The 25,877-nt window shown below is 73.1% G+C and carries 27 protein-coding genes; 17 read left to right on the top strand and 10 right to left on the bottom strand.

Annotated elements, in window-relative coordinates; all coding sequences use genetic code 11:
* The first annotated feature begins 261 nt into the window (after nt 1-261).
* From BM419_RS10740 to BM419_RS10715, 6 genes are all read left to right on the top strand, one after another.
* Nucleotides 262-1,194, top strand: coding sequence for a glycine betaine ABC transporter substrate-binding protein OsmF (locus BM419_RS10740; RefSeq protein ID WP_091926414.1), 933 nt, complete (start codon nt 262-264; stop codon nt 1,192-1,194).
* A gap of 207 nt (nt 1,195-1,401) precedes the next feature.
* On the top strand, nt 1,402-2,592 hold the full coding sequence (locus tag BM419_RS10735; protein WP_091926413.1) for an ABC transporter permease: 1,191 nt from the start codon (nt 1,402-1,404) through the stop codon (nt 2,590-2,592).
* Nucleotides 2,589-3,521 (top strand): ABC transporter ATP-binding protein, encoded by a 933-nt coding sequence (locus tag BM419_RS10730; RefSeq protein WP_091926412.1) that lies wholly within the window; start codon nt 2,589-2,591, stop codon nt 3,519-3,521. The genes BM419_RS10735 and BM419_RS10730 overlap by 4 nt, the downstream gene beginning before the upstream one ends.
* The gene (locus tag BM419_RS10725) at nt 3,521-4,261 is read left to right on the top strand and encodes an ABC transporter permease (protein WP_091926568.1); all 741 of its coding nucleotides are present in this window, start codon (nt 3,521-3,523) and stop codon (nt 4,259-4,261) included. Before BM419_RS10730 ends, BM419_RS10725 begins: the two co-directional genes overlap by 1 nt.
* A 257-nt stretch (nt 4,262-4,518) precedes the next feature.
* Entirely contained in the window at nt 4,519-4,737 is a 219-nt protein-coding gene (locus BM419_RS10720) for a hypothetical protein (RefSeq protein WP_020090998.1), read from the top strand.
* Nucleotides 4,738-4,876: 139 nt separating this feature from the next.
* Nucleotides 4,877-5,341 (top strand): hypothetical protein, encoded by a 465-nt coding sequence (locus BM419_RS10715; RefSeq protein WP_244540749.1) that lies wholly within the window; start codon nt 4,877-4,879, stop codon nt 5,339-5,341.
* A 16-nt stretch (nt 5,342-5,357) separates the two neighbouring features.
* Here the strand turns inward: BM419_RS10715 and BM419_RS10710 are convergent, their stop codons facing one another.
* The 4 genes from BM419_RS10710 to BM419_RS10695 all read right to left on the bottom strand — a co-directional run bounded on the left by BM419_RS10710 (nt 5,358) and on the right by BM419_RS10695 (nt 6,901).
* The gene (locus BM419_RS10710) at nt 5,358-5,669 is read right to left on the bottom strand and encodes a hypothetical protein (RefSeq protein WP_091926411.1); all 312 of its coding nucleotides are present in this window, start codon (nt 5,667-5,669) and stop codon (nt 5,358-5,360) included.
* Between the two features lie 84 nt (nt 5,670-5,753).
* Nucleotides 5,754-6,161 carry a hypothetical protein gene (locus BM419_RS10705; protein ID WP_091926410.1) on the bottom strand — a complete coding sequence of 136 codons (408 nt, stop codon included), beginning with the start codon at nt 6,159-6,161 and terminating at the stop codon, nt 5,754-5,756.
* The gene (locus BM419_RS10700) at nt 6,161-6,421 is read right to left on the bottom strand and encodes a hypothetical protein (RefSeq protein ID WP_056523187.1); all 261 of its coding nucleotides are present in this window, start codon (nt 6,419-6,421) and stop codon (nt 6,161-6,163) included. Before BM419_RS10700 ends, BM419_RS10705 begins: the two co-directional genes overlap by 1 nt.
* A 129-nt stretch (nt 6,422-6,550) precedes the next feature.
* Nucleotides 6,551-6,901: a hypothetical protein gene (locus BM419_RS10695; protein ID WP_056522867.1), complete on the bottom strand. Its 351-nt coding sequence runs from the start codon at nt 6,899-6,901 to the stop codon at nt 6,551-6,553.
* Between the two features lie 73 nt (nt 6,902-6,974).
* Between BM419_RS10695 and BM419_RS31910 the strand changes: the two genes are divergently transcribed.
* From BM419_RS31910 to BM419_RS10680, 4 genes are all read left to right on the top strand, one after another.
* Entirely contained in the window at nt 6,975-7,217 is a 243-nt protein-coding gene (locus BM419_RS31910; protein ID WP_139257060.1) for a hypothetical protein, read from the top strand.
* Nucleotides 7,218-7,287: 70 nt separating this feature from the next.
* The gene (locus BM419_RS10690; RefSeq protein WP_091676041.1) at nt 7,288-7,701 is read left to right on the top strand and encodes a Ros/MucR family transcriptional regulator; all 414 of its coding nucleotides are present in this window, start codon (nt 7,288-7,290) and stop codon (nt 7,699-7,701) included.
* Between the two features lie 137 nt (nt 7,702-7,838).
* Nucleotides 7,839-8,081 (top strand): hypothetical protein, encoded by a 243-nt coding sequence (locus tag BM419_RS10685; RefSeq protein ID WP_091676038.1) that lies wholly within the window; start codon nt 7,839-7,841, stop codon nt 8,079-8,081.
* A 222-nt stretch (nt 8,082-8,303) separates the two neighbouring features.
* On the top strand, nt 8,304-9,143 hold the full coding sequence (locus BM419_RS10680; protein WP_091926409.1) for an alpha/beta fold hydrolase: 840 nt from the start codon (nt 8,304-8,306) through the stop codon (nt 9,141-9,143).
* Nucleotides 9,144-9,303: 160 nt separating this feature from the next.
* Here the strand turns inward: BM419_RS10680 and BM419_RS10675 are convergent, their stop codons facing one another.
* Nucleotides 9,304-9,765, bottom strand: coding sequence for a GNAT family N-acetyltransferase (locus BM419_RS10675; protein WP_091676032.1), 462 nt, complete (start codon nt 9,763-9,765; stop codon nt 9,304-9,306).
* Nucleotides 9,766-10,145: 380 nt separating this feature from the next.
* Here BM419_RS10675 and BM419_RS10670 point away from each other — a divergent pair, with 380 nt between their 5' ends.
* Nucleotides 10,146-11,444 carry an MFS transporter gene (locus BM419_RS10670; protein WP_244540748.1) on the top strand — a complete coding sequence of 433 codons (1,299 nt, stop codon included), beginning with the start codon at nt 10,146-10,148 and terminating at the stop codon, nt 11,442-11,444.
* Between the two features lie 134 nt (nt 11,445-11,578).
* Nucleotides 11,579-12,538, top strand: coding sequence for a helix-turn-helix domain-containing protein (locus BM419_RS10665; protein ID WP_091926407.1), 960 nt, complete (start codon nt 11,579-11,581; stop codon nt 12,536-12,538).
* A gap of 19 nt (nt 12,539-12,557) precedes the next feature.
* On the opposite strand, the gene BM419_RS10660 is transcribed toward BM419_RS10665, so the two are convergent.
* Together BM419_RS10660 and BM419_RS10655 are read right to left on the bottom strand one after the other, a co-directional pair.
* On the bottom strand, nt 12,558-14,702 hold the full coding sequence (locus BM419_RS10660; protein ID WP_020091010.1) for a peptidase domain-containing ABC transporter: 2,145 nt from the start codon (nt 14,700-14,702) through the stop codon (nt 12,558-12,560).
* On the bottom strand, nt 14,699-16,015 hold the full coding sequence (locus BM419_RS10655; RefSeq protein WP_091926406.1) for an HlyD family secretion protein: 1,317 nt from the start codon (nt 16,013-16,015) through the stop codon (nt 14,699-14,701). Before BM419_RS10655 ends, BM419_RS10660 begins: the two co-directional genes overlap by 4 nt.
* A gap of 552 nt (nt 16,016-16,567) precedes the next feature.
* Here BM419_RS10655 and BM419_RS10650 point away from each other — a divergent pair.
* Both BM419_RS10650 and BM419_RS10645 read left to right on the top strand, forming a co-directional pair.
* Nucleotides 16,568-16,798 (top strand): hypothetical protein, encoded by a 231-nt coding sequence (locus BM419_RS10650; RefSeq protein ID WP_012321783.1) that lies wholly within the window; start codon nt 16,568-16,570, stop codon nt 16,796-16,798.
* Between the two features lie 85 nt (nt 16,799-16,883).
* Entirely contained in the window at nt 16,884-17,798 is a 915-nt protein-coding gene (locus tag BM419_RS10645; protein ID WP_091926405.1) for an AraC family transcriptional regulator, read from the top strand.
* 4 nt (nt 17,799-17,802) lie between these two features.
* On the opposite strand, the gene BM419_RS10640 is transcribed toward BM419_RS10645, so the two are convergent.
* Both BM419_RS10640 and BM419_RS10635 read right to left on the bottom strand, forming a co-directional pair.
* Nucleotides 17,803-19,161 (bottom strand): NAD(P)H-dependent oxidoreductase, encoded by a 1,359-nt coding sequence (locus tag BM419_RS10640; protein WP_091926404.1) that lies wholly within the window; start codon nt 19,159-19,161, stop codon nt 17,803-17,805.
* Between the two features lie 218 nt (nt 19,162-19,379).
* The gene (locus BM419_RS10635; RefSeq protein ID WP_091926403.1) at nt 19,380-20,288 is read right to left on the bottom strand and encodes a LysR substrate-binding domain-containing protein; all 909 of its coding nucleotides are present in this window, start codon (nt 20,286-20,288) and stop codon (nt 19,380-19,382) included.
* Between the two features lie 129 nt (nt 20,289-20,417).
* On the opposite strand from BM419_RS10635, the gene BM419_RS10630 reads away from it, so the two are divergent.
* Complete coding sequence (locus tag BM419_RS10630; protein ID WP_091926402.1) at nt 20,418-21,281, top strand: class II aldolase/adducin family protein; 864 nt, start codon at nt 20,418-20,420, stop codon at nt 21,279-21,281.
* 65 nt (nt 21,282-21,346) lie between these two features.
* Here the strand turns inward: BM419_RS10630 and BM419_RS10625 are convergent, their stop codons facing one another.
* Nucleotides 21,347-22,480, bottom strand: coding sequence for a citrate synthase (locus tag BM419_RS10625; protein ID WP_091926566.1), 1,134 nt, complete (start codon nt 22,478-22,480; stop codon nt 21,347-21,349).
* 75 nt (nt 22,481-22,555) lie between these two features.
* On the opposite strand from BM419_RS10625, the gene BM419_RS10620 reads away from it, so the two are divergent.
* Entirely contained in the window at nt 22,556-24,010 is a 1,455-nt protein-coding gene (locus tag BM419_RS10620) for a CoA transferase (RefSeq protein ID WP_091926401.1), read from the top strand.
* 263 nt (nt 24,011-24,273) lie between these two features.
* The gene (gene fumC / locus BM419_RS10615) at nt 24,274-25,737 is read left to right on the top strand and encodes a class II fumarate hydratase (RefSeq protein WP_091926400.1); all 1,464 of its coding nucleotides are present in this window, start codon (nt 24,274-24,276) and stop codon (nt 25,735-25,737) included.
* Nucleotides 25,738-25,877: the final 140 nt, after the last annotated feature.

Genomic DNA, 25,877 nt, shown 5'->3' with positions numbered 1-25,877 from the left:
AGCGGTCCGGTTCGGGAGACGCGGCTGTCGACCGGGTTCGGGCACCGAATCACGCCGCGGCGCCGGCCCGAGAGCTGCTCCCGATCGTGTCGCAGCGGTCTGGACGGACGACGATTCGGGCGGAGTCAGTCGCGCCATGCCCCCTCTCCCGTGCGGCACAGGCTCGGCGCGCCTCCGCCTCAACTTGACCGGGACCGGCCCTAGATGTCGGAAGGCGGGCGCCCGACCGGACCGACGGGGCGCGGGGCAGAGCCGGAGGCCATGGTGAAGCGGATCCGGGCGGGGCTCGTCGCGGCAGGGCTCGCGCTGCTGACAGCCCAGTGCGCGCCCACGCCCGGCGCGCCGGCGGCCGGGATCGTCGTCGCCTCCAAGCTCGACACGGAGGGCGGGGTGCTCGGTAACATCATCCTGCAGGCGCTCCAGGCCCGGGGCCTGCCGACCGTCGACAAGATCCAGCTCGGCGCGACCGCGATCGTCCGCCAGGCCCTGATCGAGGGGCAGATCGACATCTATCCCGAATACACCGGCAACGCGGCGTTCTTCTTCGGGAAGGCCGATCTCCCGGTCTGGAAGGACCCGGAGGCGGCCTACCGCACGGCCCGGGACCTGGATCGCGCGGCCAACGACCTCGTCTGGCTGACGCCCGCCTCGGCCAACAACACCTGGGCGATCGCGGTGCGCGAGGAGGTCGCGCGGGCCGCGGGCCTGAGGACCATGAGCGACTTCGGCCGCTACGTGGCGGGCGGAGGCGCGATCAGGCTCGCCGCCTCGTCGGAATTCGTGACCAGCCCGGGGGCGCTGCCGGCCTTCGGCCGGGCCTACGGCTTCACCCTCCGGCCGGACCAGCTCGTCATCCTGGCCGGCGGCGACACGGCCGCGACGATCGCGGCGGCGGCGCGGGGCACCTCCGGCACGAACGCCGCCATGGTGTTCGGCACCGACGGGAGCATGGCGGTCGCGCGCCTCGTCATGCTGGACGACGACAAGGGCGTCCAGCCGGTCTACCAGCCGGCGCCGGTGGTCCGCGGCGCGGTCCTCAAGGCCCATCCGGAGATCGCCGCGGTGCTGGACCCGATCTTCCGCAAGCTCGATCTGGCCACGCTCCGGGATCTCAACGGCCGGGTCCAGATCGGCGGCGAGCCGGCCTCCGCGGTCGCGGCGGACTTCCTCCGGCGGAACGGGTTCGTGCGGTGAGCCGGCCGCGCGGACAGCGCGGCGCGGCGCGCCCTCACCGGCGGAGCCGTCCGCGGCCCGCGGGATCCCGCGTCGACAAGCCGGGGCTCCGCCGGCAAGGATGCGCGGCGGGGCGCCCGAGAGCGTCGCGACGCCGGTGACCCGCCTCATGAGACCCGCCGCATTTCCGTCCATCGTCGCGCCCCCGGGCGCCGCCGCAGCGTGAGGATGGGGGAATCCCTCGCGACCGGGCGGTTTCGCCCGGGCGTCGATCCGCTGGGCGCGGCCTTCGCGGCCGTCCTGGCACTGAGCCTGCTCGCCCTGCCGCTGATGACGACCCGGCCGAACCGGATCGCGGCCGGCACCGCGCTGACGGCGTGGTCGGCGCTCCCCCCCGGCGCGGCGCTCCTCCTCGGGGGCGTCGTCGCCCTCGCGCTGCCGCCGCTGGTCCTGCGGTCGGCGCAGATCCTGCGGCTGGCCGCCGCCGCCGCGATCCTGCTGCTGCTCGGCCTCGCGGCCGGCTGGGCGGCCGATCACCTGACCGCGCCGGGCGACCGGTACGGCCGGGTCTCGCCGGACGCGGGCTGGTGGCTCGCCTTCGTCACGGCGGCCCTCGCGGCCGGCGACGGGCTGGCGCGGCTGCGGCCGGGACCGGTCCTGCGGATCGCCGCGCTCGCCCTGCTGGTCGCCGCGACGGGGCTCGCCCTGCGCACCGGCTTCTGGGACAACCTCTCGGTCCTGCGGGAATATGCCAGTCGCTCCGACACGTTCGGCCGGGAGCTGCGGACCCACGCCGCCCTCGCCCTCGCCTCGGTGGCGGCCGCCGCCCTGGTCGGGATCCCGGCGGCCGTGCTGGCCCGCCCGGTCGCGCCCGCGCGGACGGGCCTGCTCACGGGCCTCAACGTCGTGCAGACCGTCCCGTCCATGGCGCTGTTCGGCATGCTGATCGCGCCGCTGGCCTGGATCGGCCGGGAGGTGCCGGGTGCGGCCGCCCTCGGCATCGCGGGGATCGGCGCCGCGCCGGCCTTCGTGGCGCTGTTCGCCTACGCGCTCCTGCCCGTGGCCGCCGCGACCGTCGCGGGCCTCGACGCGGTGCCCTGGCCGGTGCGCGACGCCGCCCGGGGCGTCGGCATGACCGCGCGCCAGCGGCTGTTCCAGGTCGACCTGCCCCTCGCCCTGCCGGCGATCCTGACCGGGATCCGGATCGTCCTCGTCCAGAATATCGGCCTCGCGGTGATCGCGGGTCTCGTGGGCGGCGGCGGCCTCGGCGTGTTCGTCTTCCAGGGCATCAGCCAGAACGCGGGCGACCTCGTCCTGCTCGGCGCGCTGCCGACCGTCGCCATGGCGACCGGCGCCGCGGTGCTGCTCGACGCCGTCATCGACCTGAGCCGCGGCCGCGCGGCGGAGCGGATCCCATGATCGACCTCGCCGGGGTGAGCCGCGTCTTCGAGGGGCGCACGGTGGTGGCGGACGTCACCCTGCGGGTCGAGACCGGGGCGATCCTGACGGTGGTCGGCACCTCGGGATCGGGCAAGACCACCCTGCTGCGGATGATCAACCGCCTGATCGAGCCGAGCGCCGGGACGATCCGGATCGCGGGCCGGGACGTCCGGGAGGTGCCGCCGCACCTGCTGCGGCGCGGGATCGGCTACGCCATCCAGGGCCACGGGCTGTTCCCCCACCGCACGGTCGCGGAGAACATCGCGGTGGTGCCGAGACTCGTCGGCTGGGACCGCCGGCGGATCGCCGCGCGGGTCGACGAGCTCCTCGGCCTGTTCAACCTCGATCCGGCGATCTACCGGGACCGCCTGCCGGCGGCGCTCTCCGGCGGCGAGCAGCAGCGGATCGGCGTCGCCCGCGCGCTCGCGGCCGAGCCGCCGATCCTGCTCATGGACGAGCCCTTCGGCGCCCTCGATCCGATCATCCGCGGGCGGGCGCAGGCGGACCTTCTGGCGATCCAGGCGCGCTACGGCACCACGATCGTGCTGGTGACCCACGACATGACCGAGGCCCTGCATCTCGGCGACCGGGTCGCCGTGATGGATGGCGGGCGCCTCGTGCAGGAGGCCGCGCCGGCGGACCTCGTCGGCGCGCCCGCCACCGCCTTCGTCGGCGCCCTCCTCGGCAGCGGCGACCGGGCCTTCCAGCTCATGGCCCTGCGCGCCGTGGACGATCTGATCGAGCCCGGCCCGGCGCCGGGCCCGCCCATCCCGGCCGGAACCACGGTGCGGGCGGCCCTCGCCGAGAGCCTGTGGTCCCGGCGCCCGGCCCTGCCGGTCAGCCGCGACGGCGTCGTCCTGGGCCGGGTGACGCGGGAGGCCCTCGAGGCGCGGGGCGCCCGGCCGTGATCCGGGCCCCGCAGATCGCCCGGGCCGGGCTCCTCGCCCTGCTCGGGGCGTTCCTGGTCGCTCCGGGGTGGTTCGCGCGCCTGTTCCGGCCCTTCGCCCCCGGCGACACGCCGCCGATCTACGCCCAGACGCCGCTGCTGACGCTCGCCGTCAACCACCTCCTGCTCGTCGCCGCCGCGACCGTGACCGCGGCCGTGATCGCCCTCGGCCTCGCGGTCGCGGCCACGCGGCCGGCCAGCCGCGACGTGCTGCCCTTCGCCCGGTCGGTGGCCCGAATCGGGCAGACCTTCCCACCCGTCGCGGTCCTGGCCCTGGCCGTGCCGATCCTCGGGTTCGGCGCGGTCCCGACCCTGATCGCCCTCGTCCTCTACGGACTCCTGCCGATCTTCGAGACCGCGCTCACCGGGCTCGAGGATCTCGACCCGGCGCTGATGGAGGCCGCCCGCGGCATGGGGCTGACCGACCGGCAGCGACTCGTCCGCGTCGAGCTGCCCCTGGCGCTGCCCATGATCCTGTCGGGGATCCGCCTCGCCGCGATCATCGGGCTGGCGACGGCGACCATCGGCTCCACGGTCGCCGCCAGCACCCTCGGCGAGGTGATCATCTCCGGCCTGCTGACCGGCAACACCGCCTACGTCCTGCAGGGCGGCCTCGTCGTGTCCGCGCTGGCGCTCCTGATCGACGGCGGTTTCCGCCGACTCGAGCGCGGCGCGGCACGCCGGGCTGGATTTCCTTCCTAGAGGCGACTAGAAGGCCAGCGGGGCCGTACGCGCGGCCCTGGGGCGTGGAACCCCCTGTCTGATGGTCGGTGCCGACCACAACGGCACCCGTATCCTTGGCCACACGGTCGGGGAGCCTGCGGCGTATGTCCAGGCGTTCCGGCGCTAAAGGTCGTAGGGACCGTTCAGACACGGTTTTCCAACTCCCCGACTCGGGATGGTCGAAGGCTCGCTCGCGGGGGCGCACCGCGAGCCAGGGCCCGCCGGGAGGATGGGCCATGGGTTCCAGCGATCCCGAGACGCGCAGGCGGCAGCTCGACCGGCTGCGCGCGGCCTACGAGGCCCGCGCGGGCCGGCCGGACCTCACGGCCATCGGCAGCGGTGCGCGGCACTCGCGGGTGCTCCTGGGACGGATCCTCGTGGTGCTCGGCGGCCTGCCGGACGGGGCCGGGCTGCCGGCGATCGGTCCGGGCGGGAACGGACGCGCCCAGACGTAGCCGCGCGGGTCGCGGCGCCGGACGGCCGGCGAGACGCGCGGCCGCGGCGGCCTGACCGGCACGGAGGCTGGCGCGAAACCGGATCGACGGATCCGGTGCGACGGGACAGGCGGGTCGACTCGGCGATAAGACGCTGCCCATGACGTCGCCCATGACGCCCGCCGACCGGGACCGGTTCGAGAAGTGCCTCGCGCTCGCCGATCAGGGGGCCACGGCGGGCGAGCGCGCGGCCGCCCGGGCGGCCGCCGAGCGCATCGCCCGGGGTGCCGGGCTGACCCTCGCGGCGGCGGCCGAGGCGCTCCGGCGGAGCGGGCAGGCCTCCGCCGATCGGGCGGCCCGCCCGCCCCCGCCCCGGCGGTCCTATCCCTGGGCGCAACCCAAGGAACCGGTGACACCCGTCACGGTCGAGGAATTGCTGCGCCAGAAGGCCGAGACGGAGACGTGGCGCAAGCGCAGCGCGGCCGCCGGCGACCGCCGCCGGAAGCGGGAGCGCGCCGACCAGGAGGCCTACGTGGCGGAGCAGCGCGCCCGGCAGGCGGAGCGCGACCGGGACTGGGCGCGCACCCGCGCGGATCCCCCGGGGGCGCCGGAGGACGGGACCTGAGCGCCGGTCGGCCGGCTCAGCGGTGATGCCGCGGCCGCGCGCTCCGGTGCGCCCGCGCCCTGCGGTGCCGCGGCGCGACCCGCGGCGCCGCCGGCGACTCCGCGGCGGCGACCGGGGGCCCGGGCGCGACGCCGTCACGGGCGGCGACGATCCGGCGGGCTTCCTCGACGCTCATGTCGCAGGCGCTCGTCATGCCCTGCAGGGCGCCCAGGGCGCGGTTGTACTCGGGAAGGTTGATGCATCCGGGGACGCCCCACGCCCAGGCGGGGACCGGCGCGGAGCCCGCCACCGCCAGTGCGAGGGCGGCAAGAGCGTTCCTGAGCGACACGGATCCCTCTCCTCTTCACCGAGGCCCGGATCCCGCCCCCTGAGGCAGCACGCCCCTCCGGGGGGCGGGTTCACGGACGCCCGATCAGGCCCCGCCGCACATGTGCTGGGAGTCGGGCAAAGTCCAGGAATCCAGCGTGCGCAGGTTGGTCGTCGTGTACATCTTGCCGCGATCGTCGCCCTTGGGGCAGCCCGTCGGCAGAAGTACGAGGCAGGTCATAACCCGGTCGCCGACCCGCGACCGCGCGACCGCTTCGACATACGCGTAGGAGACGCCGTAGACGCCGTTCTTGAGATCGACGCTCGTCCCGTCCCCGATCCCGTCGCCCTTCGGCTTCACGAGCGTGTCGCTGAACCGGGTCCCGATCCGCGCGATGGTGGTCGCCGCGCAAGTGCCGACCCGCTTCGGCACCTGCGCCTCGGCGGCGGACGCGAACCCGAGACCGGCGACCACCAGGGCGCCGGCCAGGATCGGTCCGGGGGCAGCCACCATCAGGCGGCTTCGAGGAGGAAGTTGGCCCGGCGGAACATCAATTCGCGCCGGTAGAAGTAGACGCCGCGGTGCCGCATCGCCGCGTGCGCCGCGTCCACGTCGAATCCGTACGGCCTGTCCCGGGTCGTATCGATGCAGCCGACATACATCCATCGGACGCCGTCGATGAGCGACGGGATGGGCTGGTCCTGTCGGACGGCGCAGAACTGCTCCCCGTCCGAGGCCGAGATGAAAATGTAGAAGGTCTTCCGCGCGCACATCCGAACCTCCATGGGACTCGGGGGTGTAACCGCAACGCCACGGTCAAGCTATAAACCGACCTTGGAGCAATAGTCAAGCTTCTGCCACATTTTCGTCACGTGTGGGACAGACCACCCCGGCCGCACGCCTCACAGGCAGCCGACCCGCCGCAGGGCGCCGATCAGCTTCCGGCCGACGCGGTAGCCGTTGAGGGATTCCGATCCGAGGATGCGGACGGTCTCGGCCGACGCGGTGCGATCGTACAGGAACACCTGGAAATCCGACCGCCCCTGCCCGACGGGGCCGCTGCTGACCTGGCCGCAGAACGCCACGGCGGACTCCGCCTCGGCGGGGATCGGTCGGATCTTGCGGAATCTCACGAGGCCCGCATCCGGGAAGGCCGCGGCGACCCGCGCCCGCATCTCGGCCTCCAGATCGTCGGCGCCCTGTCCGTGGGCGAACGGCGCCGCGAGCAGGCCTCCGAGGAGCGCCGCCAGCATCGCGCGTCCCCATCTCGCCCCAGGCACGGTGCGGGACTTCCGGACCCTCGACCTCGGAACGGACGGGCGGCGTGTGGCGGCCATGAAGGGACTTCGCGATGCGCTCGAAGCGTATTGGATCACGAAGATCTGCGAAGTGGAAGCGTCGGAACCGCGCCGGCGAATTGTCCGGCAGGCGCGACCCGAAAAATCCGACGGCGCTCTCCCAATCTCGGACAGGACCATGGCCATATCATTGACCAACCGGACGGCGCGCGTCGCATCGAAATTCTGCATTCAAAATTCGTTACTTGCCAAGCATGTCATTCTGCATTGACAGACGATAATGTCCGAGTATTCCTGGTCTATAACAGGTGTCGGCAGGGTCGAAGAAGGGATCGATCGCTTTGCGCAAGAACCAGGACCAGCTCGAGCCGACCATCAGAGACGTGGCCCTGCGCGTCGTGACCGCCTATCTGTCGAACAACGCGCTGCCGCACACCAGCATACCGCCGCTCCTGCTCACCGTGCACGGCGCGCTCTCCGCGCTCACCGACCGGCCCGCGGTCGTCGAGGCGCCGCCCGAGCAGCCCGACGCCGCTCAGATCCGCGGCTCGGTCCGCCAGGACGGCATCGTCAGCTTCATCGACGGCCGGTCGTACAAGACCATGAAGCGGCATCTCACGGCGCACGGGTTGACGCCGGAACTCTACCGCGCGCGCTACGGGCTGCCGGAGGATTACCCGATGACCGCGCCGGGCTACGCCGAGCGCCGGTCAGAGATCGCCAAGGCGATCCGGCTCGGTAGCAAGGCCGCCTGATCGACGCAGCCCGTCCGCCGAGCCCCCGTGAACCGATGGCCCGCACGGACGTAGATGCGCTGGGCGGGGCGGCGCGCGCGTGCCGGCACTGCGGGTTGGCCCGTCTGGCAACGCGATCGGGTGAGTGGGATCTGGCCATGAAGGGTCTGTCTGGCTGCGTCGCCCTCCTTCTCCTCGGCATCGGACCGGCCTCGGCGCAGACCGTCCTGGCCCCGTCCGGAGACTCGGCCGTGACGCAGCCCGGTGGGACGGCGGGGCGGGCCGCGCGACGCAACATCCAGGAGGCCTACCGCAACGGCGACGTGGTCGGCCATCGACATGCGCCAGCCGCCCCCGCGCCCCGGCCGGACCGGCCCCGCCGCACGAGCCCGCGCTTCTAGAGGCCCCGCTCCTCGCGCGAGCGCCGTGCTGCGCGCCGGCCTTCGGCGCCCGGGCGCCGGCGGAGACGGCGCTCGCCGCCCGCGGGCCACGGCCTGAAATCGTTCTGTAATCCGAGCCGGTCACGGTCCGCGCGCAGGTCGACCGCAGATCGCGGTCGCGGCGGGTCGCGCTGGACCGGATCGCCCCGGCAGCCCGGCCCCGGCAACGACGACAGGTGCTCGATGCTTCGGACTGCGATCACCCTGACGCTTCTGCTGGCCGGAGCCCCGGCCTGGGCCGGACCGCGCTGGCAGGACCTGCCGCCGACCCCCGCGCCGGTCGCCGGCACGGTTTCCGGTTGCGCCGCTGTCAACGGCATCCGGCTGTATTACGCCACGATCGGCAACGGTCCGCCGGTCGTCCTGCTGCACGGCGGCCTGTCGAACTCCGATTACTGGGGCCACCAGGTCGCGGCGCTCGCCGCCCGCCGCACGGTCATCCTCGTGGACAGCCGCGGGCACGGCCGCAGCACCCGGGACGATCGGCCATTCGGCTACGACCTGATGACCGACGACGTGGTCGGGCTGCTCGACGTGCTGAAGATCTCGCGCGCCGACATCGTCGGGTGGAGCGACGGCGCGATCCTCGGTCTCGACATGGCGATGCGCCATCCCGACCGCGTCGGCAAGGTGTTCGCGTTCGGCGCCAACGCCGACCCGTCGGGCCTGATCGAGGGTGTGGAGACGAACCCGACCTTCGCCGCCTTCATCGACCGGGCCGGCAAGGAGTACGAGGCCCTCTCGCCGACCCCGAAGGACTACGCCGCCTTCGTCGACGCGGTCGGCCGGATGTGGGGCGGGCAGCCGCGCTGGACCGAAGCCGATCTGAAGCGGATCCGCGCGCCGGTACTCATCGCGGACGGCGACCACGACGAGGGTATCAAGCGCGCGCACACCGAGTACCTCGCTGCCACGATTCCCGGGGCTGGGCTGCTGATCCTGCCCAATGCCAGCCACTTCGCGTTCCTCCAGGATCCGGCGCTCTTCAACGCGGCGCTCCTCGGCTTCCTGGACGGGCCTTGAGGGTCCTGGGTGGCCCCCTGACGCGCGCGACTCACCGGGCCGACAGCCAGCCTTGCTGACCCTAACCCAGTCGGCCTCTGCGCCTGGACGTACGGATCACGGACGCGCGGCGCGGGCCGCTTCGGGAACGGCGGCGCGACGAGGACGCCGACCCGACCCGTCAGGCGATCGCGAGATGGAGGAACTGGTTGAAGTCGCTCGGCACGTAGGTCCCGAACGCGGGGCCGTTCACGAAGCCCCGACGCCGATAGAGTTCGAGCGCGGGCGCGAATGCGGGTCCGCATCCGGTCTCGAGGCTGAGGCGTCGCGCGCCGCGGGCGGCGGCGGCCGCGATGATGGTGTCGAGGATCGCCGCGCCGGCTCCCAGGCGGAGGAAATCCGGATGCGTCCGCATGGACTTCACCTCCGCGGTGCCGTCCGTCGCCATCCTGAGCGCCCCGACGCTCGCCACCCGCCCGCCGCGGCGCGCCGTCCAGACGGTCACGTCCGGTGCTTGCAGGCCTGACAGGTCGAGAGCGAACACGCTGCCCGGCGGCGAGGATGCGTGCATGCCGGCGAGATGGAGCGCCAGCAGCGCCCGTGTCTGCGTATCGGACAGGTCGTCCCGCGCGATCTCGAACATCGTGCCCCGGCCATCCGCCTCGACATCCCCCGCGCAGGATGTCCTCCCGATCAACGATCAGCAAGGCGCGGAACGGCGGTGCGGCCCCCGCGCCGAGGCTCCCGGCGGAGGGCGGATCGACAGCTCCGCAAGACCCGCGGACCGCCGACCTCCCTGCGACCCGCAACCATGGCGCGCATGGTGCATTTGTGAACGCCGTCACGTTCCCCGGTGGGGAACACGCTGCCGTGGCGGTGCGTCACCGGTTGCGGGCACGCTCCAGCCGGAGAGGACTCACACGCTTGATCGACGCCGGAAGCCAGACCGCGAGTGCCTCCGATGCCGCCGCATCGGTCGCCGGGTCGATCGCGGCCGTCACGCGGCGGCTCGATTCCCTTCCGATGACGCGGCTTCACGCGGCGGCGCTCGCCGTCTGCACGCTGGGCCTGTTCACCGACATCGCCGAGGTCGCCCTGAGCAACGCCCTGGCGGCCATCTTCCTCGCGCCGCCCCACAACATGCCGCGGGGCAGCCTCTCGCTGCTCCTCGCCTCCGTGTTCGCCGGCGGCGCCGTGGGCGCGCCCGTCTTCGGGATGCTGGGGGATCGCCTCGGCCGCAGGCGCGCGCTCCAGGCCTCCCTCGCGCTGATGGCCGCCGGATCGCTGGCGGCCGCCGCGAGCCAGGGGCTCACGGCGCTGACGATCGCCCGGACGGTCTCGGGGTTCGCGATCGGCGGATTCCCACCCCTGGTCGCCACCTACCTCGCCGAGGTGACGCCCGCGCGCCGACGCGGCGCGACGCTGCTGGTCTGCGCCGGACTCGGGCTCCTCGGAGGCCTGGCCGCGATCGGCCTGGTCCAGATGATGGCACCGGCCGCGCCGCTCGGGATCGAGCCGTGGCGCTGGGCGCTGATCCTCGGGGGCGCCCTGGCGGCGCTCGGCGGCGTCCTGTTCGCGCGGCTGCCGGAATCACCGCGGTGGCTCGCCTCGGTCGGGCGCTCCGCCGAGGCCGACGCCGCCTGCCGCCGGTTCGAGCGCGCGGCCGGCCGGAGCCGGGTCGCCGCCCCCGCCGACCCGGACACGGACCCGCCCGCGACCGGGCCCGCGGGGTTCCGGGGCCTGTTCGCCGAGACGCGCCAGCTGCGCCGGACGGCCCTGTTCGTCGGCCTCTACACCCTCGCCCCCCTGGCGACGATCGCCTTCCCGCTGCTCAGCGCCGTCGTGATGGTGGAGAAGGGCTTCAAGGTCGATCAATCCCTCGTCTTCGCCGCACTGTCGATGCTCGGCCCGCCCCTGGGTACCCTGCTGACCGCGCTGGCGATCGACCGGCTCGAGCGGCGCGCCGTCCTGACGGCCCTGGCGGCGGCGATGGCGGCCCTCGGCACGGCCTTCGCCGCGAGCGGCACGTTCCTGACCCTGGTCTTGGTCGGCATCGCCTTCAACACCGCGGCGGCGACCTACGGCAGCATCCTCGCCGTCTACGCGACGGAGCTGCTCCCGACGCCGCTGCGGGCCTCGGCCATGACCTGCGCCTGGGCCGGCGGCCGGGTCGCGGCCGCGCTGGCGCCGATCATCCTCCTGCCGATCCTCTCGGCCTACGGGCCGCACGCGATGTTCGCGGTGATCACGCTCGTCCTCGCGGCGAGCGCGGCCCTGCTCCTCGCCGGACCGCGCGGCCTGTCCGGGCAGGCCCTTGCTTAGGGAAACCCGGAGACGCGGGTCTCCGACCCGCGGCGCCGCGCCGGATGGCGTCGGTTGCCAATCCGGCAAGATTCACACGATAAAGTTGCGCAGGCAGCCGGACGGAACCGCCGGGCACGCCGGGGGTGTCACACGTGTCTAGCCCGGTGCTCGTCCCGAGCCTCGTCGAGACGACCAGCCACGTCGACCCCAAGCAGGCCTTCGAGTTCTGGCGCTGCACGGCCCTGGCCGGATTCGGCGACATCGGCCGGCGGCACCCCCGGGAGCGGTTCGCGGCCAAGCGCCTGAGCGTGGCCTCGGCCGGCTGGGCGCTGACCCACACGGTGAGCAGCCCGGTCGCGGTGGAGTTCCGCTCCCGCCACGTCGACCGGAACGCCCGCAGGATGGTGGTGATCGGCCTCGCGCTCGACGGCGTCGGCTACCAGGAACAGAACGGCCGCGGGGCCCAGCTGACCCCCGGCGACATCAGCTTCCTGACGCGGAACCGGCCCTTCGTGGCCGGCACCCAGAGCGCCTACGGCGAGATCCGCCTCGCCGTCCCGCGCAAGATGTTCGAGGCTTTCGTCGGCGACGCCGACGCCTTCGCGGGCCGCAGCCTCGGCCCGCTCCCGGCCGGGGCGGAGGTTCGGGCGCGGCTGCGCGGGGTGGCCGGCTCGGTCGCCTGGATGTCCGCCGACGAGGCGCAGGCGGCCGTCGAGGGCGTGCTCCACCTCCTCGGCCACCTCGTCGACGGCGCGGCCCGGCGCGGCGATCCGGAGGCGGTCTCGCAGGCGGCCGTCGTCTCGCTCGCCCGCGCCCACATCGCGCGGCGGATGCACGACCCCGACCTGAACCCGCAGGACATCCAGCGCGCGCTCGGTCTCTCCCGGACCAGCCTGTACCGCGCCTTCGCGGAGACCGGCGGCATCGCGGCGGCGATCCGCGACGCGCGCCTCGACCTCGCGCGCCGGCGCCTCGAGGCCCGCCGCGACGACAAGATGCGGATCGCCTCGATCGCCTACGCGTGCGGCTTCACCGACGTGCCGACCTTCAACCGCGGCTTCCGCAAGCGCTTCGGCCTGGCCCCGGGCGACCTGCGGCCCGCGCTCCCCTAGGCGAAGCGCGTCGGGCGCGTCAGCCCGCGGCGGCGAGATCCGCCCGGTCGCGGACCTGGGCGGGGAAATCGAACACCGCGTCCGCGTGGGCGATCGTCGCCGGGCGATGGGCGACGATGACCCGCGTCATCCGCAGGTCGCGCAGGGCCTGGGCGATCACCGCCTCGGTGGCCTCGTCGAGGTGGCTCGTGGCCTCGTCGAGGAACAGGATCTCGGGCCGCCGGTAGAGGGCGCGCGCCAGCACGATGCGCTGCTTCTGGCCGCCCGACAGGGTCGAGCCCATGTCGCCGACGAGGCTCTCGAAGCCCATGGGCATGCGGCGGATGTCGTCCAGGATCGCCGCCCGGGCGGCGCACTCGGCGATCCAGCCCGCGTCCGGATGCTCGTCGAAGGCCGCGATGTTCTCGGCGATCGAGCCGGCGAACAGGCCGTCGCTCTGCATCACGCCGGCGATCCGGCGCCGGTAGGACCCGGCGGCGGTGCGGATGTCCTGGCCGTCGGCGGTGACGATCCCCTCGCTGGGCGGCGTCAGCCCCATCATCACCTTCATGAGCGAGGTCTTGCCGCAGCCCGAGGGACCGGTGATCGCGAAGCACGCGCCGGCCCGGACGGACAGCGAGACGCCGCGGAAGATCCAGGGCTCGTCGGCCCCGTAGCGCAGCGCCAGGCCCGCGCCGGCGAGCGTTCCGGCCTTCAGGGCGACGACCGGGGGCGCCCCCGGCTGCGCCCCGGCGGCGAGATCCTGCTCCTCCGGCTCGCACAGCACGATGTCGGCGAGCCGGTCGGTCTGCACGTCGAGCATGCGCAGCTTGAACCACGCGTCGATCAGGCTGCCGATCCGGGTGGCGAACTGGTCGCGATAGGCCAGGAACGCCACCAGCATGCCGAGCGACAGGGACCCGCCGATGACCGCGCGGGCGCCGAGCACCAGCAGGATCAGCCGGTCGAGGCCGAACAGGAACTCGTTCGCGCGGCCGAACACGAGGTCGAGGCGCTGCAGCCGCAGCCGGGCGTTCAGGGCCGTGACGAAGTGGTTCATCCAGGCGCCGCCGCGCCGCTCGCGCAGGTCGAGGAGCTTGACGCTCGCCATGCCGCGGACCGTCTCGATGAAGTGCGTCTGCTGGCGGGCCTCGGCCACGAGGGCCTCCTCGCTCCCCTCCCGGTACGCGCCGTAGGCGAAGACCCGCAGGACCGCGTTGAGCGCCGTCGAGGCCAGGACCACGGCGACCAGCCAGCCGCCGTAGACCGTCAGCATCACCAGCATGCCGACCGCCATGAGCCCGTCGAGCATGGCCTGGACGAGATCGGTCGTCAGGCCCTTCTGGATGGTGGCGAGGGAGCCGAACCGCGAGATCACGTCGCCGACATGGCGCTTCTCGAAGTAGTCGAGGGGCAGCCGCGACAGGTGGTCGAACAGGCCGGCCGACCACTGGTAGTTCAGCCGGGTTCCGGCCAGCATGATCGCCCAGGTGCGGGCGATGCTGAGGCCGAGTTGGAGCAGCAGCAGCAGCGCGAGGCCGATCGCCACCACGAGGAGCAGGTCGTGGTCGGCGTTCACGATCACCTCGTCGATGACGACCTGCGAGGCGATGGGCATCAGGAGGGCGACGAGTTCGATCCCGAGGGAGAGGGCCAGGACCTGGGCCAGGGCGGCGCGGATGCCGGCCATGTTGCGGAACAGGTCGCGCAGCCGCAGGCCCGGGGCGGCCCGCTCGCGCCGGAAGCCCGGATTGGGCACCGCCTCCAGGGCGACGCCGGTGAATTCCCGCGAGGCCTCCGCGAGGCTGACCCGCCGCCGGCCGCGGCCCGGATCGTTGATGACGAGGCCGCCGCGCTCGACCCGGGTCAGCACCACGAAGTGGTTGAGGCCCCAGTGCAGGATGCAGGGCAGCCGGAGGCGGGGCAGGTCCGTGAGCTCGACCCGGAGCGCGCGGGCGGTCAGGCCCTGGGCGCCGCAGAGGTCGATCAGGTTGCGCAGGGTCATGCCCTTGAGGGACAGGGGATGGCGCCGCCGCAGCGTCGCGAGGTCGATCTGGCGCCCGTGATAGGCCAGGACCATGGCGAGGCAGGCCATGCCGCACTCGGCGGCCTCGGCCTGAAGGACGACCGGCACCCGGCGGCGGAGCCCGAAATCCAGCCGGGCGGCGAGGGACGGCGCCGTCACGGGGCGGCCTTCCGGACCGGCAGGGCGTCGAGGCCGCCGCGCGTGACGAGGGCGAGGCTCTCCCGGACATGCGTCACGGGATCGAGCAGCCAGCGGTAGAGCGACCGCTTCTCCAGGGCGATGTCGGCCTCGACGCGCATGCCCGCCTCGAGGCTGCGCCGCTCGCCGTAGGCCAGCACGGTGTCGGAATCGGGCCGGACCACGATGCGGTAGAGGTCGGTCCCCTCCCCCCGGGCGGCGGCGCGCCGCGCGAAGTCGGGCGCGTCGTCGCTGCCCAGCGGCGCCCGCGTGACCTCGGTGACGACGCCGCGGTGCAGGCCGAAGCGCTGGAACGGGAAGGCGGCGTAGCGCAGCATCACGGGCGCGCCGGCCTCGGCGAAGCCGATGGCCGACGAATCGACGAACAGGTTGGCCTGGAGGCGCCCGGCGCTCGGCAGCAGGGTCAGGAGCGTCGCCCCGGCCGCCACGGTCTGGCCGACCTGCGCGCGGATCGACGTCAGGGTCCCGGCCTCCGGCGCCCGGACCTCGATGGCGCGGCGCGCCTCGCTCTCGGCCTTCTGCTGCGCCAGCTGGGCGGCGGTCCGGTCGAGGTCGGCGAGGTCGCGGGCCAACCGGTCGTCGTAGGCGGCGAGCTGGGACTTCGTGTCGGCGAGCTTGCCGTCGATCTGGAGGCGGCTCTGCTGGAACTGGGCGAGCTGCGCGCTCGCCTGCATGTAGAGGTAGTTCTGGCTCTGGAAGTCGGCGGCGCGGGCGTAGCCGCGCGCCACGGCGTCCGCGAGTTCCTCGACCCGCGCCCGGAGCGGCGGCACGAGCTTGTCCTGCAGGTCGATCTGCTTGGCGAGCTGGGCCGACTGCTCGCTCAGATTCGCCACCTGCTCGCGCAGCGCCTGCCGCTCCGTGCCGGCCAGATCGGCCCGGGCGGTCCGCTGCCGCTCGACGCTCTGGCGCTGGCGCTCCAGCTCGGCGATCACGCGCTCCTGCGTGGGGCCGCTCGCCGACACGGCGTCGAGGTCGATCGTGTACAGGAGCTGCCCGCGCACGACCTTGTCGCCCTCGCGGACGCCGGTCGAGCCGACGCGCCCCGCCACCGGGCTGGCGAGGCTGATCAGCCCGATATCGGGCGCGAGCAGGCCGACGGCGTGGATGCGGCGCGTGTAGGTGCCCTGCCAGGCATACAGGCCGACCGCCGCCACCATGATCACGCAGGCCGCGGCCACGAGGCGGACCGGCAGAGGCTGGATGATCTGCGCCTCGCCCAGCCACGCGTTGCGTCGCGCCTCGATAACCTCAAGTCGAAAGAGCGGACTTGGCACCCGGAGAAAGCAACCTTCCTGAAGGAGACAGCCGTATTCGAGGGCAATGCTCAGCGCATCTACCACCTTACTCGGTCGCATCACGGGAGTTTCATGTCAACACTTGCCGACACGGCGAATTTTGAATAATTCTGCCCGCGTCAGAACGTCGCGCCTGCGTTGAAAATCGTCCTTTTTTCAATGGTTTATTCCAATTCGCCGTCGAGCTTACTTTGCAGCGCAACAGGACGTCAGTTTTTGCATCATCGCGTGCTGCGTTGCGAAAACTCGACGGCGTGAGACGCGGTGAGACGCGCCGCTTCGCAGCGCAGGCGGCCGCAGTGCCGACAGCGTCTGGAGCGCGGCCCGGGAAAGACAAGGCCTGTCAGTTTTTGCGCATTGGCCGGGCTCGATCGTCCGCGAGCATTATCGGCTGGTCATGACCGATTGACACGAAGCACATCTCTGTAATCCTAAAGGCAGGTGCCGACGTCCAAGGCGCCTAGACGCTACGATCAGGCAATAGATCGAAGCAAATAACCTTCTACCTGAATCTCAATCTGGAGAACGATCATGCAGGACAGCATCGATACCGTCCGCGAGCTGAGCGCCGCCGAGCTGGACCAGGTCGGCGGTGGCCTCGGGGTCGGCCTCACTGTCGGCCTCGGGGTCGACGCGAGCCAGGAGCTCGGTGCGGTCTCGGGGGTCGTGGGCCAGGTCGGCGGTCTGGTGAGCGGCCTGGTGGGCAGCGTGCTCGGCGCGGTCGGCGGTGTCGTCGGCGGCGTGACCGGCTCCCTGCGCTGACGGTCTGACACCGGGAGGGCGGCCGCGGGGCCGCCCTCCTCCGTCGCGGGGCGTGACCGCGACGACACCGGAATCACGGGCCCGCATGGACAGAACAGCCGAGAGTTCAGGCGAGAGTTCGGCCGAGACGTTCGCCTACGCCACCAGCGGCAGCGCCGGGCATCTCTCCGGCCGCCCCGAGCTGACCTGCTACGCGCCGAGCGACCGCGGCCTCCCGGAGGTCGCCTTCATCGATTTTCGCTTCCCGACCGGCGGGTGGAGCACGCACGCGGTCACGGGCCTCGAGGTCGCCGCCAGCACGCAGCCCGCGGGGGCGCACCACGCGGTCGATTACGAGATCGCGGCCCGGCTGACCGAGCGCGAAGGCCTGCTGGTCCGGCGTCCCGGCCTGAACGGCACGACCCGTTGGGCGGGCCCGTATGCCGGCCGCGTCCTCTCTTTCTCGGCAGCCGCCGTCGAGCGGCTGGCCGAGGCGCCGATCGGCAAGATCGCTTTCGCGGCGGACGGGCGCGATCTCCGCGCCTGCCGCAGTACCTGGCACATCCTCGACGCGCTGGCTTGCGCGCACCGGGACGACCCGTCGCCCGACGCGCTGCTGATCGAGAGCCTCCACCTGGCGATCCTGCGCTCGGTCGTCGCCGCGCGCGCTCCGGGCCGGTCGGCGGCGCCCGACCTCTCGGCGTCGCAGGCCGGGCGGGCCTGCGCGTATATCCGGGAGCACCTGGACCGGGAGATCACCGTCTCCGCCCTGGCCGGCATCGTCGGGCTCAGCGAGGGCTACTTCATCCGGGCCTTCCGCCAGACCACCGGGGTCACGCCCTACCAGTACATCATGCGCGAGCGCGTCGGCCGGGCCGAGGCCCTGATCCGCTCCGGCGCGGGATCGATGGCGGAGGTCGCCGCGCGATCGGGCTTCACGAGCGCCAGCGCCATGAGCCGCACGTTCCGGAAGCTCGTCGGGCGCTCGCCGACCGGACGCACGGCCGGCCGGCGCGCCTGAGGCGCTACCCAGCCCGCCCCGCCGCCCTGCGGAACAGGTCCTCCATCTCGCGCCGGACGCGGATCGCCTCCTGATCTGCGTCGAACGCGACGTCGCTCCAGCGCACGGCCCGGCCCGCGGGCACGTCGTTCTTCAGGACCATGTTGTGGGCGAGGCCGATCGGCAGGGCGTCCTGCGCCAGGGAATCCGCCGCCGGCATCAGCTTGCCGTAGACGGTGAACCCGCCCTCGCCGTCGAGCCGCTCCCCGGCCCGCAGCGCGCGCTTGGTCGTCGCGGCGACGTCGCCGCGCCAGTCGCCCGTCGCCCCCGTGGCCTCGCCGCGGACCGCGATGGAGGCGACTGAGATGCCGAGCTCGAGCCCGATCAGGTGATAGGGCTTGTAGGTCGCGGCGAACCGGCCGCTCGAATCGGTCTTGAGGCCATATTGCGCGAAGCAGTCGCGCACGTAGGCGCTCGGCGCCTCGAACACCGCGTAGACGCCCCAGCGCAGGTCCCGGAAGACCGGCCGCCCGTCCCGCTCCACCGACGAGACCACCTCGACGGTGCCGCGCTCGGTGAGAAGGCCGCCATCCGCCACGGGCTTCAGGACGCTCGGCAGGTCGTCGACGCCGCAGGGCGGGAAGGCGAGGCCGTCGCGCGGCGGGGTGAGCCCGCAGGCATTGGCCACCGCGGCCATCTCCAGCGCCGACTTGGTGCCGTCGAGGAAGGAGTTGAACATCTGCGGGTTGAAGTCGCCGCCCGCGACTTGGCTCTCGCTGAAGCCGTAATGGCCCCAGACCGTGTCGGGCGTGGAGGCGTGGTAGGCCGGGAGGTACTTGGTGCCCTTGCCGGCGCAGATCACCTCCAGCCCGATGGTGCGGGCCCAGTCGACCAGTTCGGCGATGAGCGCCGGCTGGTCGCCCGAGGCCATGGAGTAGATCACCCCGGCCTCGGCCGCCCGGCGCGCCAGCAGCGGCCCGGCCAGCACGTCGGCCTCGACGTTGACCATGACGATGTGCTTGCCGTGCGCGAAGGCCTTCAGCGCGTGGCGGATGCCGGCCGCCGGGCTGCCGGTGGCGTCGATCACGATGTCCACGAACGGGCTCGCGATCATCGCGTCGGCATCCTCGGTCACGAGGGTCGTGCCGCCGCGCGCGGCCTCCTCCAGCCCGCGCGCGGCGAACCGCGAATCGTCCCAGCCGACCCGGCGCAGCGATGCGCGCGCCCGGTCGGGCGACAGGTCGGCCACCGCGACGAGGTGGATGCCGGGCGTGCGCGGCGCCTGCGACAGGTACATCGAGCCGAACTTGCCGGCCCCGATCAGCCCGACCCGGACGGGCCGGCCCTCGTCGGCGCGCCGCTGCAGCTTGGCGGAAAGGGACATGGGGCGTTCTCTCCCTGGGTGGCGCGCGGTCGGGACCGGACCCCGCCGCGCTCGCCGCGTCGTTGGACGGGGACCTAGCGCGGTTCCCGATGCCGTTGAGGCCCACCGGATGAAAAGACGGGGGGTCTGTTCGGGCGACGCGCCGCTCCCTTCTCCCGTGCGGGAGCGGGGCGGGGTGAGGGATCGGGTCTCTCCGCCTCGGGCCGCCTCGGGCCGCCTCAGGCCGCCTCGGCCCGGCTCTGCGCCTCCACGTCGAGGAGCCAGTGCCGGAAGGCCCGGATCTTCTCCAGGGCCCCGTCGCGCTCGCGGTAGCAGATGAAGTGGAGGTCGCGGGTCAGGCTCGCGACCCGATCGCCGCCGAGGCGCACCAGCTGCCCGGCGGCGAGCTCGTCCCGGGCGAACCGCAGGGTCTCCAGCGCCACGCCGAGCCCCTGAACGGCCGCCGAGATCACCAGCGAGCCCCGGTCGAAAGCCGCGCCGGCTGCCCCGGTCGGCAAGGGTAGGCCGTTATGGGCGAACCAGTCCGGCCAGCGGACGGGGCTGAAGGACGAGTCGAGCCGGGTGAAGGGCCCGATCGATCCGGCCGCGTCCGGCTGCGCGGCCCGGGCGACCTCCGGCGCGCAGAGGGCGGCGATCTCCTCCGGGCCGAGGGACTCGACGGTCAGGCCGGGCCCGTGCGGCGGCCGGCCGTAGGCGATCAGGATGTCGATCTCCTCGTGCCGCCCGAGATCCACCGGGTCGGCGCTGGTGGAGAGGCGGATGGCGATGCCGGGATGCGCCTCCACGAAGGCGGGGAGCCGCGGCCCGAGCCACTTCGCCGCGAAGCTCGGCGTGCAGTGCACGGCCAGCGACGCGGGCGACGGCGGGCTGAGGTCGGCGCAGACCGCCTCGATCGCGTCGAAGGCGCTCGAGAGCCCGGCCAGCAGGCGCTGGCCGTCGGCGGTGAGGAGCGCCTGGCGGTTTGCCCTCCGGAACAGGGCGCGCCCGAACCAGCGCTCCAGCGCCCGGATCTGGTGGCTCACCGCCGAGGGCGTGAGGTGCAGCTCCGCGCTGGCGCGGGCGAAGCTGCCCAGGCGCGCGGCCGCCTCGAAGGCCCGCAGGGCGGAGAAGCTCGGGATCCGGCGCATGCGCAATCCGTGAATTGAATTCATGGAAAGCGTGAAAAATCGTCGTTTGTCAACGCGCGGATCCGGCAGGATAGTGCCGGCCACGACGCGATCGGCGGGCCGGTCCGTACCCCGACGAAAGGAGATGCCATGCTCGACGATCACGCCCACGAGGCGGCCGTCGCCCTCGACCTGCCGAACGACGATGCCGGCCGCAGGCGGACCTCGATCTACCAGCCCGAGCAGGCCGGCCTGATCTTCCCGGAGATCCCGGACTTCGCCGACCACGCCGAGGAGCGGGACTACCGCAAGAAGCACCTCGTGGCCGCCTGCCGCGCCTTCGCGATGCACGGCTTCGACTACGGCTTCGCCGGCCACCTGACGATCCGCGACCCGGAGCGTCCGGAGCTGTACTGGACCAACCCGATGTGCGTGCACTTCTCGCAGGTGCGGATGTCGAACCTGATCCTGGCCGACCACAAGGGCCGGGTGGTCGAGGGGCGCCACGCCATCAACCGCGCGGGCTTCGTCCTCCACGCCGCCGTGCACGAGGAGTACCCGGAGGTCATGGCGATGTGCCACGCGCACACCACCTACGGCACCGCGTGGTGCGCCACCGGCCGACCGCTGGAGATGATCAGCCAGGACGCGGCGGCCTTCTACAACAGCCACGCGGTGATCGGCGCCTCGGCGGGCGCCGTGGCGGTGGAGAAGGAGAGCGGCCTGTCGGTCGCCCAGCAGATCGGCCGCAACCGCGGCGTGCTGCACCAGAACCACGGCCTGCTGACCTGCTCGCAGCACAGCATCGACGACGCGGCCTTCTGGTTCATCGCCCTGGAGCGGGCCTGCCAGCAGCAGCTCCTGGTCGAGGCCTCCGGCATCAAGCCGCAGCTCCTCTCGGAGAAGACCGCCCGCTACAGCCGCGAGCACGTCGGCAGCGACTACATCGGCTGGCTGCACTTCCAGACGCTGTACAACCACATCGCCGAGACCCAGCCCGACATGTTCGCCTGAGGCCGGCGCCCGCCCCGCGGGGGGCCGCGACAGATCGAGGGCCGGCCGCGAGGCCGGCCCTCTCGCTATGGGCGGTCCGCCGGGCTGCGCCGCCCCTCGTACCGGGCCCGCGGCCGGATCAGCGTCCCCTGGCGGCCCTGCTCCATGGCGTGCGCCGCCCAGCCCAGGCTCCGGCCGAGCAGGAAGATCGTGAACGGCGCGCTCCGCGGCAGGCCCGCCGTCCGGACGAGCGCCGTCAGCGCGAAGTCGATGTTCGGCCGCGCCCCCGTCGCCGCCTCGGCGCAGTCCCGGACGGCGTCCAGCAGGGGGTCGGCGGGCAGGACCGCGCCCAGGGCCGCGGCGCGAGCGTCGCCGTCCGGGTAGAGCGGGTGGCCGAAGCCCGGCAGCGCGCCGCTCCGATCCAGGCAGGCGCGCACGGCCGCCCTCGGGCCCGTCGCGGCGGCCTCGTCGACGAGCCGCAGCACCGCCGCCGCGGCGCCGCCGTGGCGCGGTCCCGACAGGGCGCTCAACCCGGCCATGAGGCAGGCCGCGATCGGCGCGCCGGTGGAGGCGGCGACCCGGGTCGCGAAGGTCGAGGCGTTCAGTTCGTGGTCGGCCAGCAGCACCAGCGCCTGGCGGACCCGGTCGGCGGTCGCGGCGTCGAGGGACCAGAGCCGCGCGAGCCCCTGATGCAGGGGCGCCCGGCCTTCGGGGATGCCGCAGGACGCGGCGAGATGCGCGACGGCGCGGCGCGCGTCGCGGCACAGGCGGTGGTGCCCGCGGCCCAGCGCGGCTTCGGCCTCCTGCAGAAGCCCGGCCAGCGCCAGGAACGGCGTCGCGGCCGCGTCGGCCGGAACCTCGAACAGCGTCGCCTCCGGGCTGTCCCACAGGAGGTCGGCGGTCGCCTCCAGGCTCGCGTCGCGGGCGAACGCCACGGCGTCGCGGCCGCGGTAGATCAGGCTGCCCCGGTGGACGGTGCTGATCGCGGTGACGACCGACGGCTCGCCCCAGGCCATGGCTCCCGCGGCGATCGCCGCGCTGGCGCGGCTCCGGCCGCGCCGGTCGGCGAGCGTCGCGACGTCGGCGGCCCGGTACTGGCTGTGGCGCCGGCCCGGCGCCCTTCGCGCCTCGATCAGCCCGCGGCTGACGTAGGCGTAGAGCGTCTGGGCCCGGATCCCGAGGGCGTCGAGGGCTTCGGCGCGGTCCAGCCATTCCGTCATGTTGATCAGATGTATCAAGATTGATCGATCCGTCGATGGCCGGCAGCCTGCGCGAACCGATCGAGGGCCGCGACCATGTGCGAACGACACGCCGACCACGACGCCCTGGCGCCGATCCTCGCGGAGGCGCTGGCCGCCCTGGCGCTGCCGCCCGAGGCCGGGGACCGGCTGGCGGTGACCGGCACCGGGAGCCTGCCCTCCTGCTTCCCGGTCACCGCGCTGGCGACGGCGTCGATCGCCGCCGCCGGCCTCGCCGTCTCCGAACTCCTCGGTCTGTCCGGCCCCGCGCCCGCCGTCGCGGTCGACCGGCACCTGGCCTCGGCATGGTTCGGCACCTCCGTGCGGCCGCAGGGCTGGATGCTGCCGGCCGCCTGGGACCCGATCGCCGGGGACTACCGGGCGGCGGATGGCTGGATCCGGCTGCACACCAACGCGCCCCGTCACCGCGCCGCCGCCCTGGCGGTTCTCGACTGTCCGGGCGAGCGGGAGGCGGTGGCGGCCGCCGTGGCCCGCACGGCGGCCGAGGACCTGGAAGGGGCGATCCTGCGCGCCGGCGGCTGCGCGGCGGCGATGCGCGGTCCGGACGACTGGGAGGGCTTGGACCAGGGCCGGGCGGTCCGGGCCGAGCGCCTCGTGGCGCTCGCGGAACGTCCCGTCCAGCACCGGGTGCCGTGGCGCCCGGACCCGGCCCGTCCCCTCGCGGGGATCCGGGTCCTCGACCTGACCCGCATCCTGGCCGGGCCGGTGGCCACGCGCGTCCTGGCCGGCCTCGGGGCCGACGTCCTGCGGATCGACCCGCCCGGCTGGGACGAACCGTCCCTGGCGCCCGACGTCACCCTGGGCAAGGTCTGCACGCGCCTCGACCTCCGGCAGGTCGACGACCGCCGGCACTTCGAGACCCTGCTCGCCGAGGCCGACATCCTCGTGCACGGGTACCGCCCGGACGCCCTGGAGCGGCTCGGCTACGGCGCGGCGCGACGCCGGGCACTCAACCCGGACCTGATCGACGTCGCGCTCTGCGCCTACGGCTGGACCGGACCCTGGGCCGGACGGCGCGGCTTCGACAGCCTCGTCCAGATGGCGACCGGCATCGCGGCGGCCGGGCAGCGGTGGAAACAGGCCGACCGGCCGGTGCCGCTGCCCGTCCAGGCGCTCGACCACGCCACCGGCTACCTGATGGCGGCGGCGGCCGTGCGAGGCCTGATCGCCCGGCAGCGCGACGGGCACGCCGTCACCGCGCGGCTCTCTCTGGCCCGGACCGCGCGCCTGCTCACGGACTATCCCGGCAGCGCGCCGGGGCCCGCCTTCGGCGGATATCGGGACGCGGATTACGCCCCGGAGATCGAGGACACGGCGTGGGGACCTGCCCTCCGGCTGCACGCGCCCGTGCGGATTGAGGGCGCGCCGCTGCGGTGGGATCGCCCGGCCTGCGATCTCGGCACGACGGAGGCCGCACAAGTCAGACATTTCGGCAGCGCGCGCTTGTCCGGCTCGAAAGCCGCTCCGGGGAGCAGAAGCGCTATAAATTGACCAATCGCGGGAATGTTTTTGCAGCCTCCGCGCGGCGGAACGCTTGACACCGATCTATGTTATCTGGCAATTCGCATTCATGATCTGTAATGCGTTTTGTCGGCGTTTTTAATACTAGGTTTAAGTGAAGATTTAATAGTCAGCTTTATTAAAACCTGCACATATCGACCGAAGACCGAAAATAATACCTCCGTTTACGTCAAAGCGCACCCGGTTCGCCGAACCCGTCTCGCACTGTGCCAGACGGTCCGACACCGAGAAGGATGACGATGAACGAGTCTGCCCCGGGCCACCCCATCCTGCGCGACGTTCCGATCGGCATCGCCGCCACCGGGATGCGGCACGAGACGGACTCGATGGGCGGGATCGACGTGCCGGCGGACCGCTACTGGGGCGCGCAGACGCAGCGCTCGCTCCAGCACTTCTCGATCGGCGACGATCGCATGCCCAAGCGGGTCTACCACGCCTACGGCTACGTCAAGAAGGCCGCCGCCCTGGTCAACGCCGCCGCCGGCCGCCTGGAGGACTGGCGCGCGCAGGCCATCGTCCAGGCCGCCGACGAGACGATCGCGGGCAAGCTCGACGCGCACTATCCGCTCTACGTCTGGCAGACCGGCTCCGGCACCCAGTCCAACATGAACGTCAACGAGGTGCTGTCGAACCGCGCGATCCAGCTCCTCGGCGGTGTGCTCGGCTCCAAGAGCCCGGTCCACCCGAACGACCACGTCAACATGGGCCAGTCGTCGAACGACACCTTCCCGACCGCGATGCACGTCGCCACGGTGCTCGAACTCGACGAGGTCCTGCGCCCCAAGGCGCGGGCGTTGGCCGACGCGATCGACGCCAAGGCGCGGGCCTGGATGGACGTGGTCAAGACCGGCCGGACCCACCTGCAGGACGCGACGCCGCTCACCGTCGGCCAGGAATGGTCGGGCTACGTGGCGCAGATGCGCGACGCGCTGGCCCTCGTCGAGGCGTCGCGCGCCGGGCTGTACAAGCTGGCGGCCGGCGGCACCGCGGTCGGCACCGGCCTCAACGCCCCGGAAGGGTTCAGCGCGGAGATCGCCGCCAAGATCGCCGATCTCACCGGCAAGCCGTTCGTCACGGCGCCCAACAAGTTCGCCGCGCAGGGGTCGCTGGACGCCATGGTCGCCGCCATGGCGGCGGTGCGCGGGCTCGCGGTCGCGCTGATGAAGATCGCCAACGACATGCGCTGGCTCGCCTCGGGGCCCCGCTGCGGCCTCGGCGAGCTGCTGCTGCCGGCCAACGAGCCGGGCTCCTCGATCATGCCCGGCAAGGTCAACCCGACCCAGTGCGAGGCCCTGGTGATGGTCTGCATCCAGGTGATCGGCGAGGACAACGCGGTCGCCTTCGCGGGCTCGCAGGGCAACTTCGAGCTCAACGCGATGCGCCCGATCATCATCAACAACACGCTGCATTCGATCCGCGTGCTGGGCGACGCCTGCGAGAAGTTCCGGACCTACTCGGTCGAGGGCACCGAACTCAACCGGACGCGGATCGACGAGACCGTGAACCAGTCGCTGATGCTGGTCACGGCTCTGTCGCCGGTGATCGGCTACGACCTCGCCTCGAAGATCGCCCACCGCGCCAACGACGAGGGCACGACGCTGCGCGCGGCCGCCCTGGCCGAGGGCGTCCCGGCCGAGCGCTTCGACGCGGTGTGCGATCCCAGGACCATGATCGGCCACGGGCTGGCCGGCGCCTGAAGTGCGCCGGGACCGTCCGTCCGCCCCCTCAGCTGAGCGAGACACCATGAGCACGAAGGTCGCCGATCTGTTCGTCCGGGCGCTGGCGCAGGCCGGCGTGAAGCGCATCTACGGCGTGGTCGGTGACAGCCTCAACGGCC

The organism is Methylobacterium sp. yr668 (genome assembly GCF_900116245.1).
Taxonomy (GTDB): domain Bacteria; phylum Pseudomonadota; class Alphaproteobacteria; order Rhizobiales; family Beijerinckiaceae; genus Methylobacterium.
The sequence above is the reverse complement of the archived record's forward strand: the minus strand, read 5'-3'. Positions and strand labels throughout refer to the sequence as shown.